This is a genomic window from Lactobacillus sp. M0393 (genome assembly GCF_016102025.1).
GTDB classification, from domain to species: Bacteria; Bacillota; Bacilli; order Lactobacillales; family Lactobacillaceae; genus Lactobacillus; species Lactobacillus melliventris.
The window spans coordinates 182,828-197,757 of sequence record NZ_JACFPK010000001.1 but is presented as its reverse complement, the minus strand read 5'-3'; the positions used below and the strand labels follow the sequence as shown (position 1 = coordinate 197,757).

At 37.9% G+C, this 14,930-nt stretch carries 13 protein-coding genes and 1 riboswitch; all 13 genes read right to left on the bottom strand.

Features of this window, described 5'->3' with window-relative positions:
- Positions 1–75: 75 nt before the first annotated feature.
- The 13 genes from ribH to H3R29_RS00935 all read right to left on the bottom strand — a co-directional run bounded on the left by ribH (position 76) and on the right by H3R29_RS00935 (position 14,827).
- Positions 76–549, bottom strand: coding sequence for a 6,7-dimethyl-8-ribityllumazine synthase (gene ribH, locus H3R29_RS00995; protein WP_187156822.1), 474 nt, complete (start codon positions 547–549; stop codon positions 76–78).
- 1 nt (position 550) lies between these two features.
- Positions 551–1,777, bottom strand: a complete 1,227-nt coding sequence (gene ribA / locus H3R29_RS00990; RefSeq protein ID WP_305067103.1) for a GTP cyclohydrolase II — start codon at positions 1,775–1,777, stop codon at positions 551–553.
- Positions 1,778–1,788: 11 nt separating this feature from the next.
- Positions 1,789–2,394, bottom strand: coding sequence for a riboflavin synthase (locus H3R29_RS00985; protein WP_198202309.1), 606 nt, complete (start codon positions 2,392–2,394; stop codon positions 1,789–1,791).
- On the bottom strand, positions 2,379–3,440 hold the full coding sequence (gene ribD / locus H3R29_RS00980; protein WP_198202308.1) for a bifunctional diaminohydroxyphosphoribosylaminopyrimidine deaminase/5-amino-6-(5-phosphoribosylamino)uracil reductase RibD: 1,062 nt from the start codon (positions 3,438–3,440) through the stop codon (positions 2,379–2,381). The genes H3R29_RS00985 and ribD overlap by 16 nt, the downstream gene beginning before the upstream one ends.
- 120 nt (positions 3,441–3,560) lie before the next feature.
- Positions 3,561–3,694: riboswitch (FMN riboswitch) on the bottom strand.
- A 107-nt stretch (positions 3,695–3,801) separates the two neighbouring features.
- Positions 3,802–3,996 carry a hypothetical protein gene (locus tag H3R29_RS00975; RefSeq protein ID WP_122025618.1) on the bottom strand — a complete coding sequence of 65 codons (195 nt, stop codon included), beginning with the start codon at positions 3,994–3,996 and terminating at the stop codon, positions 3,802–3,804.
- 149 nt (positions 3,997–4,145) lie between these two features.
- Complete coding sequence (locus tag H3R29_RS00970) at positions 4,146–4,892, bottom strand: aspartate/glutamate racemase family protein (protein ID WP_110445552.1); 747 nt, start codon at positions 4,890–4,892, stop codon at positions 4,146–4,148.
- Positions 4,893–4,906: 14 nt separating this feature from the next.
- Entirely contained in the window at positions 4,907–6,478 is a 1,572-nt protein-coding gene (locus H3R29_RS00965) for a UDP-N-acetylmuramoyl-L-alanyl-D-glutamate--2,6-diaminopimelate ligase (protein ID WP_198202307.1), read from the bottom strand.
- 44 nt (positions 6,479–6,522) lie between these two features.
- On the bottom strand, positions 6,523–7,677 hold the full coding sequence (locus H3R29_RS00960) for a cell wall metabolism sensor histidine kinase WalK (RefSeq protein ID WP_046324245.1): 1,155 nt from the start codon (positions 7,675–7,677) through the stop codon (positions 6,523–6,525).
- Positions 7,678–7,681: 4 nt separating this feature from the next.
- Positions 7,682–8,368 carry a response regulator transcription factor gene (locus H3R29_RS00955; RefSeq protein WP_046324244.1) on the bottom strand — a complete coding sequence of 229 codons (687 nt, stop codon included), beginning with the start codon at positions 8,366–8,368 and terminating at the stop codon, positions 7,682–7,684.
- 177 nt (positions 8,369–8,545) lie between these two features.
- Entirely contained in the window at positions 8,546–9,514 is a 969-nt protein-coding gene (locus H3R29_RS00950) for an ABC transporter ATP-binding protein (protein ID WP_046324243.1), read from the bottom strand.
- 1 nt (position 9,515) lies between these two features.
- Entirely contained in the window at positions 9,516–11,042 is a 1,527-nt protein-coding gene (locus H3R29_RS00945) for an ABC transporter permease/substrate-binding protein (protein WP_198202306.1), read from the bottom strand.
- A 188-nt stretch (positions 11,043–11,230) separates the two neighbouring features.
- Positions 11,231–13,093: an ABC transporter ATP-binding protein gene (locus tag H3R29_RS00940; RefSeq protein ID WP_198202305.1), complete on the bottom strand. Its 1,863-nt coding sequence runs from the start codon at positions 13,091–13,093 to the stop codon at positions 11,231–11,233.
- A gap of 9 nt (positions 13,094–13,102) precedes the next feature.
- Positions 13,103–14,827 (bottom strand): ABC transporter ATP-binding protein, encoded by a 1,725-nt coding sequence (locus H3R29_RS00935; RefSeq protein ID WP_198202304.1) that lies wholly within the window; start codon positions 14,825–14,827, stop codon positions 13,103–13,105.
- Positions 14,828–14,930 lie beyond the last annotated feature (103 nt).

Here is a 14,930-nt window from a genome sequence, read left to right as displayed (position 1 = left end):
AGATCCAAAAACAAGCCACTTCTATTTCTAGAAACGACCTGTTTTTTCTTTATTTAGGATTGTGCACTTAAAAAATTATAGTTGCTTTATCTGTTCTTCTATATTTAATACTTCTAAGACATCTGTAGCACACTCAGCTCCTTTATTGCCTGCTTTACCTCCGGCACGATCGGTTGCTTGTGCAACCGTATCAGTCATGAGTACACCAAACATTACTGGCACCGGCCCATTAGCTGATGCGGCAGCTAGCTGAGAAGTAGTACCTTCACAAACATAGGTAAAGTGAGCTGTTTCACCTCTAATTACAGCTCCTAATGCAATAATGCCATCAACTTTGCCACTTTTTGCCAGGCAGTTGACTATACGAGCAATTTCAAAAGCACCGGGTACTTTCACAATCACAATATTTTCATCTTTCACTCCTGATTTTTTTAATTGTGACACTGCTCCAGAAAGGAGACGATCGGTTACCACACCGTTAAATTGAGCAACGACAATACCAATCTTTTTATCCTGTCCCTGGGCAATGTTGCCGATAATTTCTTTCATGCTAATCTACCTCGTTTAAAATATGATTCATTTCATGCTTTTTAGTTTCCAAGTAATTCTTATTTTCGGCAGTCATGCCTACTTCAACAGGTATTCTTTTGATAACTTTAATACCATAATTTTCTAGTTGATTCACTTTGTCAGGATTATTGGTCATTAATTCAACTTCGCTCACGCCCTTTTGCCTTAAAATTTCAGCAGCAACATTATAGCGGCGTGCGTCAATCGGCAAGCCAAGGTGCTGGTTAGCTTCAACTGTGTTCATACCTTCGTCTTGCAGCTTATAAGCGCGCAATTTATTTTCTAGACCAATTCCCCGACCTTCTTGACGCAAGTATAAAACCGCTCCTGATCCATTTTGCTCAATTTTTGTTAAAGCTGCGGCAAGCTGAGCGCCACAGTCACAGCGCTTAGAACCAAAAACATCCCCAGTCAAACATTCACTGTGAAGCCGCAACAAAAGAGGCTCACCTTTTTTTACTTCACCCTTACTAATTAACAAAGTCGGTTGCTTTTCAGGATGCTTTTTATCCCTGAAGCCTTCAAGCTGGAAATGACCGTATTTAGTCGGAAAGTCAACCTTGGTAAAGGATTCAATCCCCAAATCTTTGTTTGCCTGATTCTTGCGGTATGCAATTAACTCTTCAATGGTCAAATAAGGAATACCAAGTCCTTCTGCTAAAGCCTTTAGGTCTTTACGTCTGGCCATCGTTCCGTCTTTTTTAATGCACTCGCAAATAAAGCCTACAGGTGTAACTCCTGCCAATCTAGCCAGATCCAAAGCAGCTTCAGTATGACCTGTCCGTTCTAGTACACCGCCTTCTTTAGCTACCAAAGGAAAAACATGACCTGGATGATAAAAGTCAGCCCACTGGCTATTAGGATCAGCCAATTTTTTAATAGTTTTAGCACGGTCAAAAGCTGAAATTCCTGTAGTGGTTTCAGTGGAGTCAACACTAAGGGTAAAAGCCGTGCCAAAAGTATCGTTCGAACCAGTTTCAATTGGTTTTAGTTGCAAGCGGTCAGCGTATGCCTTACTCATCGGCACACATAATAGTCCGCGTGCCTTAGTAATCATCATATTAACTGCTTTAGGCGTTACCTTTTCAGCCAAACCAATCATATCCCCCTCAGACTCACGTTGCGGCGAATCAGCCACAATGACCAACCCACCAGTCAACATATGTTGTAACACCTTTTGCATTTTTTCATTCAGTTGTTCTGTCATTTTTTCCTCCATTAAAATTCCTTTTCCCAAGCTTGAATTTGTTTGACAGCGTACCGACCAATCATATCCACTTCAATATTGACTTTGTCATGCACTTGATAGTGAGCCAAAGTAGTATTTTGTATGGTATAAGGTATTAAGCTCACTCCAAAATGATCATTTTGCGCCATTGTCACGGTTAAACTAATGCCGTCAATGGCAATTGAGCCTTTTTCAACAATAAAAGGAGCATACTTATGTGGTACTGCGAATTCTAATTCTATGGAATTCTCATTTTCGTTTCTTATTACCAGTTCAGCTGTAGTATCAACATGACCTGCAACAATATGACCATCAAGCTTACCGTTTAAAGACAATGAAGGCTCTAAATTTACCAAACTACCTTTTTGCAAATTGCCCAAATTAGTCCGTTTCATTGTTTCCGGCATCACGTCTACTGCAAAGTCATTATCGCTCCAAGCGGTAACGGTTAAACAAATACCATTAACGGCAATGCTTGCCCCTAAAGGCAAATCTTTTTGCACTAATTTAGGAGCGCAAATACCTAGTCTTGCATGTTGCTCACTAATTTCCAAACGGGTTATCTTTCCCGTAGTTTGAATTATTCCTGTAAACATTCTTTTCTCCTCACGCGAATTCTGACATCTTGATTGAATTTTTTAACGTCTAAAAGTTGATAATCACTTTTTTCTGCTAAAGCCTGGCCAAACACAGCAGGTAATGCAGTACCGCCTAAAACTAAAGGAGCAATGTATGTCACTATTTCGTCAGCCAAGTCCGCTGCTACAAACTGGCTCTGGACATTGCTGCCACCTTCAACTAATAGTGCTTGAATTTCATGTGCGGCTAAAAGCTGCACAATTTTTGAAGGTGTCCATTTAGTAGCAGTAAAGCAGCGAATATTTTCAGCTACTTTTTGAGTCAGTTCACTTCTACTTAATAGCCAGATTTCACCATGTGTCTTAAACATGCGACTGTTAAAGTCCAACTGATTAGCATCTTTAGTTAACACTATTCGAATAGGTGGCTGGGGTAAATTCTTAATTCTGACCGTTAAAAGTGGATTGTCTATTCGCAAAGTATTTGCCCCAATTAAAATTGCTTGGTTGTGCAAACGCAACTTTTGCACATCCACCTGAGCTGCATCCCCAGTCAAAATTGTTCTCGTTTTACCTGCAGCATTAATTTTGCCATCAATGGACATTGCATATTTAAGCGTCACAAAAGGCCTCTTTTTGTGATAAAAAAAGTTATAAGCAACGTTTAAATTTTCTGTACCACCGATTATCTCAGTTTGCACCCCATGGCTTTCTAGATATTCAATACCCTTGCCAGCTACAATTTGATGAGGATCAACCTGACCAATAACAACTTTTTTTATTCCGGCCTCAGTGACCTTTTTGCAGCAAGGAGGTTGCTTGCCGTAATGGCTGCAAGGCTCTAGCGTGACGTACAAAGTTGCACCTTGTGCCTGCTGGGGGTCAGCTAAGTGTGAGAGTGTATTAACTTCTGCGTGTTCCTTACCAAATTGATGGTGGTAGCCGGTCGCTAGAACCTGACCATTTTTAACCAAAACTGCACCAACTAAAGGATTGGTCCAAGTCATTCCCTGAGCTTTCAATGCTTCTTGAACTGCCATTTGCATATAATCCTTATCCTGCACTAATTTCACTTCCTAAGCATTAAAAAACCTCGTTGATTCAATCAACGAGGCTTATTTTATATTCATCAAATAAGATTTCAGCGAAGTTTAATAACGACGCGAGTTTTCTGTCTAATCTTGTTTGTTCTTCTCCCATCCAGACTTTAACTGTCGGTACTAGACTTGCACTAGTTCCACCGCAAAACGCGGGTCACGGACTTCAATTATTAATTGTCACCGTCGGTAGGGAATTGCACCCTGCCCCGAAGAAACCGTATTCAACTTATTCCAGTATAATATAGATATCCTATGTCGGCAATAGCAATTTATTGTTTTATAAAATTATATATACGATAAGCGCAAACTTAAATAAAATAATTCCTTATAGTCTCCAATCAGACAGATGAAGGGGGATATTATTATTTTTACCAAAATATTTCTTGAAGGCAGTGCCAAATGATAAATGATCTTTAAGGTGATTGCGATAAGCATCTCTAATGCTCAAAATTGCTGTTACTGCTAAATTAGTAGTCAATATTATCAGTATGCCAATAAATATATATAAAAGATATAACATTTTAACTCTCCCATTTTCATCTGTATTACTTTTCTAATACACTACTACCGGATGGCAACATTGTCAACACTTTTTAAGAAAAATAAATAGACTAATAATTCAAATTGATTACTAGTCTATTTTAATTTGTATTAAACAACACGTATTGTTTAATACATATATTTCTCTATAGCAGTCTTAGGATCCATTCCTGCACGAATTTTTAGTTCTAATTCAATTGCCACATCAGCAATAATAACTTGCGGATCAATAACATTATACGGATGCTCTGGCGCCTTTTCCTGAGCTAAAGATAATTCAGTACAACCAAGTAAAATTACATTACAGCCATACTGATCATGCATGGTGCGTAATATGCGGTGATAAAGTTCGCCATCAACTACGCCTTTTTCTTTAATGTTGGAATAAATCAGCTCAGTAACCAGCGGTTGAATCTCAGGACCACCCAGTTCTACCTCACGACCAACTTGTTCAATTTCGTCTTCGTACAGATGATCATAAATCGAACCTTCTGTAGCAATCAAACCAATCTTTTTTTCTTCCGGATAATCATTTACGAACTTATGCACGGCAATGCGCATCATATGTAAAAAAGGAATATCAGTTAGTTTAGCCAAGTCGTCATAAAAATAATGTGCAGTATTACATGGCATCACGAAAAAGTCGGGCTTTAGCATTGCTTGCTGGAGCACATCATCACGCAAGGCATTGAAAAAATTAGGTTGGCTATGGTCTTTGATATAAGCCGTGCGGTCAGGAATTTGGGCATCATTAACCAAAATATAATTCAGATAGTCCTGATCTTTGGTAATCTTTAGACGGTGATTAATCATGCGGACATAGCTTTCCGTTGCAATCGTACCCATACCGCCAATAATACTAAAAAAATGTTTCATTAATACCTGCTTTTCTAACCGTTAAAATGTTCTTTTTGTCCTTCAAGTTCATCAATTACCTGTTGTGCAACTGTAATATCAGACGGATAAGGAGTATCTACTCCCCGGATCTTTTGATAACTATCTTCACCTTTACCACAGATCAGAACAACATCACCCTGCTTGGACATACCGATTGCATCATGGATAGCCTTCTTACGGTCTAGTTCTATTGTGACATCAACTTTAGAATGATCAATGCCGGCATCAATTTCCTGTGCTATATCCATGGGATCTTCAAAGCCAGGATCATCTGTTGTCAGAAAGGCTTTATTAGCGTAGGCATTTAGACTGTTACTAAAACCGGGACGACGAGAAACTCCTTTGTCACCAGGTGCCCCCACAACGACAATAATTTTGGGATTATTAAATTCGCGTTGCATAAAGCCCATAAGAGCCATCATTGAAGCTTCATTATGTGCGAAGTCCACAACCACTACTCCGTGCTTCTTGGTAACTTCTGTTTGCATTCTTCCAGGGACGGTAACTTGACTAATACCTTTAGCAGCATCGTCATAATTCATCCCGGCCAGTCCTGCACCAATTACTGCTGCGGTACCGTTAGATTCGTTAAAATCACCTAACATCTTTAACTGGTAATCGCCAGCTATTTTAAGCTGCTTGGCTTTGTCGCTAACACATAACACCTGGAACCGGGTACGTGACATATCAAGCTCTTGGGTCGAAAAACGAAAATCGATGGTCTGCTTCAGATCCGGATTAGTAAATTTTTCGTCAGCAAATAAGTAAATACTGTCTGGATCAGTAGTAGTCATGGCCGCAGCATAAACTTCAGGAAAATGATCAGTCTGAGCGTTAATAATACATTTACGGGCATTAACCAGCAGCTGCAACTTACAATGTAAATAATCAGCGAAATTGGGATGCTCATTGGGTCCAATATGATCAGGTGTAATATTTAAGAAAAAGCCCAGGTCATAGGTCAGACCAAATACCCTGTTTTTCTTATAAGCCTGGCTGGAAACTTCCATAACCATATGCGTCATTCCGTTGTCTACAGCTATTCGCATATCACGGAACAAATCAAGTGATTCAGGCGTAGTCAAGCTTGACTTAAAAGTATCATCTTTTTTAGGTCCCACAACTGTGTTGACTGATGAAATTAACGCCGTTTTACCACCGTTTACCTGATCTAACATCCCTTTTAAAAAGTAGGCCGTTGTAGTCTTGCCTTTAGTACCAGTAATAGCTATTAAATATAAATCGTCTTGCGGGAAACGGAAAAATGCCGCAGACAATAACGCCATCGCTTTGGAAACATTGCGCACAATCAGTGCATGCATTCCCTTACCTTCCGGATAGGGTTGCTCTGCTACATAACAATTAGCACCATTCGCCTTTGCCATTGACAAATAAGTGGGACGAAAACCAGCACCTTTACAGAAGAATAATGTATTGGTATGAACGTCACGCGAGTCATACGACACATATTCCATCTTAGAAGATATAGTATCTTGGACAGCACTCGATTTAAGCAGATGGTGTTCTTTTAAAATTAAAATACAGGTATTTAAAGAAATACTCATGCTATACTCCTCTATTTATTATCTCAGTCAAAATTATACCACAGCTATGCTGGAGTTTTTTCACTCTTTAAGTTTAAAGGCAGGCAAATAATGAAACGGGTCCAATCTTTGTCAGATTCACAGCGGATTTTGCCCTGATGAAGATCAACAATACTTTTGGTAATTGATAGACCTAGCCCGGTGCCACCCGTTTGGGTATTACGGGAGCCTTCGACTCTGTAAAAACGTTCAAATATTTTTTTCAACGAATCTTCGGGAATTTGAGCACCATTGTTTTCTACCCGTAACTCAACTTCATTGTTATTAACTAAATTAGCAATTAAGTTAATTTGTGTTGCACCTGTACCGTACTTTAGCGCATTAGTGATGAGATTATTATAAACACGTACCAACTTTTCCGCATCAGCTTGAATAGTTAAATTTTTAGGTCTTGCTTCTATATTAAATACTATCCCTTTTTCCTGACCTTCGAATTCAAAGCCCGCGGCAACTTGCTCTAACATAGAAAAAATATGTAAAGAAGACAAATTTAATTTGGTACTAGTTGATTTTAACGTGGTATACTCAAGCAAATCATGAGCCAGCGATTTCATCTGTTCAGCCTTCATATATGCAATATTAAGGTATCTTTGTTGATCTGCTGGATTTGACACCCCTGATTTCAGTAAACCCAAATAGCCGATGATAGAAGTTAAGGGCGTTCTGATATCATGAGAAACATTGCTAATCAGTTCGTCCTTTGACTTTTCAATCGCTTTTTCTTCATTAATCGCATTTACTGTACTATCTACTAACGAATTAATTGAATCAATTACTTTTTGCAAATCAGTTTTGACTTTAAAAGAAATTGTATGGTCAAAATGGCCCTTAGCAATATAATGCAGTTCAGAAATAACATGTCTTAACTGCATTTGATGATAGCGCCGAATTAAGCGCCAGTACAGAACGATTAAATCACCAATACCCATGAAAATAATAAAGGTATTCTGCCAGGACCATAAGTGGCGCCCGCCAGCAAAAGTAATGGTCTTTTTTAAAAAATATATCCCGTTAACCAGGTTTTTATCTTGTAAAATTGTCAAGTTGATTAAAATAATCACTGACAGGTTCAATAGTAGCTCTAGAACTACCGTTATAACGCCTTCAGCAAACAGCTCACTCTTTTCCGCAGCTGTCAGCTTGACCCTTTCCTTTTTCATCTAGTTAAGCCTCAACTTTATAGCCTACTCCCCAGACGGTCTGAATAACATCTTCACCACCCGTTGCCGATTGAATTTTGTCACGCAGGTGTGAAACATGCACCATAACGGTTTTAGCAGAAACTATCGATTCCTGCTGCCAAACCCGTTCAAAAATCTCATCCGCTGAAAATACCCGGTTAGGGTGACTGGCAAGCAAGTATAAAATGCCAAATTCTAAGGCAGTCAACTGAATGTCTTTACCATCAATTGTCTTAACTTCATGTGAATCACGGTTAATAATCAGTGGTCCCACTTCTAAAATATCTGGTTCATCATCCTTAACCTGCTTTTGACTACGACGCAAAAGTGAACGAACTCGTGCCATTACTTCCAAAGGATTAAACGGCTTAGAAACATAGTCATCCGCTCCAGTAATCAAACCTTGAATTTTATCCATATCACCAGTTTTGGCTGATACGATAATAATTGGGATATCAGAATCTTTGCGCACTTCCTTGATAACATCAATTCCGCTCATATTAGGCATCATGATATCCAAGATCATTAATGCAATATCTGGCGTCGTAGTTAATTTGGTAATTGCTTCTTTGCCGCTATAGGCAACAACTGGAGTGTAACCTTCATTTTTAAGATAAATACTTAACAGCTCGACGATTTCTTTATCATCGTCAACAACTAAAATTTTCATAGGGCTAATTTCCCTTCTTTTATCTATTGATTATTTTCGGTTTATTTCATTATTCCACTAAATATAGTTTAGCAGAATCTATGTCTAATATTTTAGTCAATTTTGTAATAAACTACTAATATTCAAGCATAATTTTATCGTTTTATTAAAAAAGCTGGACAGTTCCCAGCTCATTTCCTATTTTAAACTATTAATATTGTTCAAATATTTAATCAGCCACTGGCGATCAATGAAGCCTAAATATTTTCCATTATTATTTTGTACGGCAACCTCATTTTGACGGCTCAAAAGTAGCAGTAATGCAGCAATTTTTTCATTAATATTAATTACAGGCATTGCTGCCAGCGAATTAGAACTAGTTTGCTTAAATTCATTAAATAAGGCTGCTTGCTTTAATGGTGTTTCATATAAATTGTTCCCTAAGCTGCCTTTAAAAAAGTCCCTGACAAAATTGTTTGCCGGATGGCGTAAGATTTCTTGTGGCTGATCGACCTGTAATAATTTGCCATCCTTCATAACGCCAATCCTGTCAGCTAAGTGCAGGGCTTCATTCATATCATGCGTCACAAATAAAATTGTATTATGCAGTTGCTTGTGCAAATTAATAACTAGTTCTTGTAAATTTGCGCGGGAAAGTGGATCCAGGGCGCTAAAGGGTTCATCCATTAAAACAATCGGAGGCTTTGACGCAATCGCGCGTAAAATGCCAATTCTTTGTTGTTCACCACCAGACAGTTCATGAGGATAACGGTGAGCATACTCTTGGGGATTTAGTCCCACTTTTTCCAATAAATTTGCCGCCATTTCCGTAAGATCAGCTTTAGCACCTTGAATTTCCGGAATCAAAGTAATATTTTTAGCGACAGTCATGTTAGGAAAAAGAGCAATTTGTTGTAAAACATAACCAATTTTCCAGCGCAATTTCTGAACGTTATAATCAGTCGTAGGCCGCTCATTGACTAAAATCTGTCCAGCACTAGGATCTGCCAAACGGTTAATCATTTTAATCGAGGTAGTTTTTCCACTGCCTGAGTTTCCTACCAAAACGAAAAGTTCGCCTTGCTGAATATCCAAATTAAGATCGTTAACTACTACTTTTTTAGCAAAGGTTTTATTTACATGCTCAAACTTAATTGCTGAAGTCATCTTACTTCTCCTTAAGCAAATGCTGTTTTAATAAAAAGTGACGTGCGACTTGTCCAGGATCCATATTTTTAACATTAACTTCATAGTTCATTTCCTGCATCTGCTTTTCGGAAATCCTGCCAGCCAGCTTATTCAAGCTGCGGACAATTTGCGGATGCTTGCGGGCAAAATCATTGGTCATCAAGGGAGCGCCCTGATAAATAGGAAAATTATGCTTATCATCTTTTAAAATAGTCAAATGATATTGGCGCAATTCACTATCAGTTGAATAGGCATCAACGATGTTAACTTTATTCTGATTAATTGCCTGGTAACGCAAAGCCGGTTCCATTGACTTAACAGGGAAATCAATCTTGTATAATTTCTTAATACCCTTGAACCCATCACCACGATCAATAAATTCTAATGTCATTCCTCCTTTTAGCTGATTGGTAATATTAGCCAAATCACTGATTTTTCTTAAACGATTTTTCTTTTTAAATGAAGTTTTAACTGCTAGGGCATAAGTATTATCGTACGCCATAGGCTTAAGCAAAGTAAGCTTATCCTGTTTATTCATTAATTCTTTTGCTTTTTCATAGGTTTCTTTTTCAGACAAACCAGCCGTTTTAACCGGAGACTTCGCAAAGGTTTCCAAAACAGTTCCCGTAAATTCTGGATAAATATCTATTTTATTGTTTTTCAAAGCAGTATATAAAAAGGTAGTTTTACCAAAATTAGGTTTCAAGGTCACTTGAACGTGTGGATCGTCTTGTTCAATTAACTCTTTATACATGTTAATCAAAATTTCTGGTTCAGAACCTAACTTACCGGCAATTGTAACTGTTTCTTTCTGACTGGCAACAGCTTGATAAATTCCACTTCCTGCTAAGAAGATGACACTAACTCCTAATATTCCCAAAGCTGTTTTAACTGAGGCATGTTCCAGCCACTTAATGAGCGCGCTTAAAGTAATCGCCAAAACGCCAGAACAAACAGCGCCAATTACAATTAGTCCGGTATTGTTGCGGTCAATTCCCAATAAAATAAAACTGCCCAGGCCACCAGCACCAATTAAAGCTGCCATGGTGGCAGTACCGATAATTAAAACTAAGGCCGTTCTAATACCCGAAATGATTGTCGGCATAGCTAAAGGTAATTCCACCTTAAGTAATTTTTGCATGCGTGACATGCCAAATGCGTCAGCAGCTTCTTCTAGTGCTGGATCAATTTCAGTTAATCCCAAGTATGTGTTCTGAAAAATCGGTAATAGTGCATATACCACTAAAGCAATCACAGCAGGCACTGTTCCAATCCCAACGAGTGGAATTAATAAACCTAGAAGTGCTAGTGACGGAATGGTCTGTAAAATGCTGGCAACTTGCAATAATACCTCTGCTATTTTAGTGTGTTTTACTGTCCAAAAGGCCAAAGGCATGGCAATCACCATTGCAATCAGCAACGAAACTAACGATATTTGCAGATGCTGCAATAAAGCAACTCCTAAATCGCCTTTGCGCTGGCTTAAAATCTGGATAATTTGATTCATCGCTTAATTCCTTTATTACTTTTTTAAAATTTGAATTATTACCAAATTATATTAATAGTGTTAAACCTAATAAAATTCATTTATTTTACCATAACACAAACTAATGATTAAAAAGTAATTATTGCTTACACTATTATTCAAGACAAAAAAATTCCCAGTCTATAGGACCAGGAATATTTTAAGTACATCTATTCTATTTCTTTTTTACCAGTATATAACTCGTAGTAATAACCCTTCTTCTTTAGAAGTTGTTCGTGATTGCCGGCTTCAATAATATGGCCATGATCAAGCACCAGAATTAAATCCGAGTTAACAATCGTAGACAGGCGGTGAGCTATGACAAAGCTAGTGCGACCTGCAAGCAAGTTATCCATACCAGCTTGTACCAGTTTTTCCGTTTGGGTATCAATGCTTGAAGTGGCTTCATCCAAAATCATCACAGGTTCATCTGCTATCATTGCTCGTGCAATACTGAGCAGCTGCATTTGTCCTTGAGACAAGTCTCCGCCATTGCCATCAATGATTGTTTTATAACCTTCATCCAAATGATGAATAAATTCATCAGCATGAGATAAGTGTGCTGCCTGATATACATCATCATCACTTGCATCGGTATTGCCAAAACGAATATTGTCCATCACCGTACCGGTAAACATATGCGTGTCTTGTAAAACAATTGACAGAGACTGACGCAAATCATCCTTCTTAATTCTACTAATGGGAATACCATCATAAGTAATCGTACCAGAATTAATTTCGTAAAAACGATTAATCATATTAGAAATCGTCGTTTTACCAGCACCGGTTTCACCAACTAAGGCTACTTTCATACCTGGCTTAGCGTCAATAGAAATGTCGTACAAAATTTGTTTATTCGGCGTATAGCCAAAATTAACATGATCAAAGACGATATGTCCTTTAACTGTGACTTTCTTAACAGAGCCATCTTTTTGTGGTACGTTCCAATGCCAGGCACCCTTAACATTTTCATCCTTGGTAATAGTGACATCACCATCATCAATTTCAACGGGTTGATCCTCTAACTTAAAGATTCTTTCTGCGCCCGCTAAAGCCATTACAATAGAATTTAATTGTTGTGAAATCTGGGCTATTGGCATTGCAAATTGCTTAGATAATTGCAAGAAAGCACCAATGACACCTAATGAAAGTGGGGCAATACGGTTAATAGCAACTGCTCCACCTAAAATAGCAATTAAGACGTATAGCAAATTGCCCATGTTACCCATAATAGGGAACAAAATTGTGGCATACGTATGAGCTTTACCAGAGGCTACTTTTAAAGATTCATTATAAGCATCAAAGTCTTCTTCAACTTCAGGTTCATGGCTAAAGACCTTTATTACTTTAAGACCATTAAGCATTTCTTCATTGTAACCATTAACTTGACCCAATTCTTTTTGTTGCAATTGAAAATAATGAGCGGAGCGAACGGTTAAAAAACGGACGATTATAATTGAGAGTGCAAAAACAATCAAGGTAAAGATAGTTAATTGCCAACTTAAAGCCAGCATGGCACCCAAAACAAAAATGAGGTTCAACGCAGAGTTTATAAACTGTGGAATTGATTGTGAAATCATTTGTTGCAAGGTATCAATATCATTAGTATAGCAACTCATGATGTCGCCATAATCATTTTCGTCAAAATAGGAAATTGGCAACATTTCCATGTGCTCAAACATTTCAAGCCGTACTCTATATTGTACTTTCTGGGCCAAAACTGCCATCAACACAGCAAAAAGATAATTAGAAATAAATCCGATAGCATAGCAACCAAACATAACTGCAATTGCATGTAAAAGCGGACCAAAATTTGGCTGCGCTTCTTTAGTTAAGGGAATAATGTAAACATTAATCAAACGTTCAATAAATAGTGAACCTAAAACGTTTGCTGCAGCTGTTAAAATTATTGCAATTGTTGAAGCAATCAGCATCCAAGGACTTGTACTGGCAACTAATTTAAGCAGACGCCATAAAATTGTGGAACGTTTACCAGTATTTTGGCTATTTTTATTTTCTACTGCTTTATCCAAATTAATCACCTACTTCTTCTGTTCTTCTTGAAACTTAGCAATTGAGCTGTATAAATTATTACGCTGCAATAGCTCTTCATGTGTCCCGATATCCTGAATCTTGCCTTCATCCATTACAATTATCCTGTCTGCATCTTTAATTGACACAATTCTTTGAGAAATAATAATTTTGGTAGTATCGGGCATATCTTTTGCCAAGGCTTCCCGAATTTGACGCTCAGTCTGTGTATCTACTGCTGAAGTAGAATCATCAAGTATCAAGATTTTCGGCTTTTTGAGCAATGCCCTTGCAATAGTGATCCTTTGCTTTTGCCCACCAGAAACATTATTACCGCCCTGCTCAACCATAGTGTCATATTGATCTGGCATTTCACGAATAAAGTCATCAGCGTGAGCAATTTTTGAGGCAGCGATAATTTCTTCATCTGTTGCATTTTCATTGCCCCATTTGAGGTTTTCCTTTATAGTGCCTGAAAACAGGACATTATTTTGTAAAACCATGGCAACATTATCACGCAATGTCTTTAAATCATAGGACTTAACGTTATGTCCTGATACACGCACCGCTCCGGAATCAGTATCATAAAGCCGCGGAATCATAGAAACTAATGTAGATTTTGATGACCCCGTACGACCAATTATTCCTATTGTTTCACCCGGCCTGATATTTAAGTTAATATCACTTAAAGCCAGTTCCTTATCATCTGGGTCATACTTAAAGTTGACATGATCAAAAATCACTTCTCCATTATTCACATGCTTTAACGGTTTACGTGGATTTTCAATTGAAGGCTTTTCATTAATAACCGCAGCAACCCTGTGACCACTAGCTCCTGAAACTACCAGCTGAGTAATGATCATAGCTAGCATGTTCAAGCTACCCAAGACAGAGTTGGAATATGAGAACATTGAAATTAATTGACCAGTCTGTAAACTGCCACCCACTATTTCCTTAGCACCAAACCAGCAAATAGCTAAATTAGAAATATTCAAAACAGCCATGACAATCATTGAGTTAAGTGACATGATCTTCTGAGCTGTAGCAAAAAGTCTATAAATAAAACCAGCCGATTTTTTAAACTTAACAGTTTGCGTTTCTTCTTGCACATAGGTTTTGACTTCGCGAATACCACGAACATTTTCCCGGACAACCTGGTTCATGCGGTCATAACCGCGGAAGATTTTAGGAAAATACTTGCTGGCACTTTTAATCACTAAGCCTAAAAGGATTACGAAAACCGGTGCAATCACGACAAAAACAAGTGACAATTGTGGACTAACTATTATTGACATAATAATTGAAACTAACAACATCATTGGTGCCCGGACTGCTATTCTAATCAGCATTTGATAAGACATCTGAATGTTATTAACATCAGTAGTCATTCTCGTAACTAGACTCGCGCTGGAAAACCTGTCAATATTTTCAAAAGAATAATCTTGCACATGATAGAACATATCTTTACGCAGGTTAGCCGCAAAACCAGAAGCAGCGTGAGCAGAGGCATAACTGGCACCGGAACCTAAAACAAGTGAAACAACTGTTAGCACAAGTAAAATAATACCAGTCTTAGTGATATATGACATATTTCCCTTCATAATGCCATTGTCTATTAATATACCAACTAAATACGGTATTAACATCTCAATGATAACTTCACCAGTAACAAATAATGGCGACAGCAACGACAGCTTTTTATACTGCCTGATTGACTTACGCAGCGTGTTAATCATTAAATACCTCTTTCTAATTTATTAATGCTTTCTTTTTTACGTGTTTTCAGTTTAAAAAGGATAAATAGATTCATAATAAATCTATTTATCCTTTAAAACATAT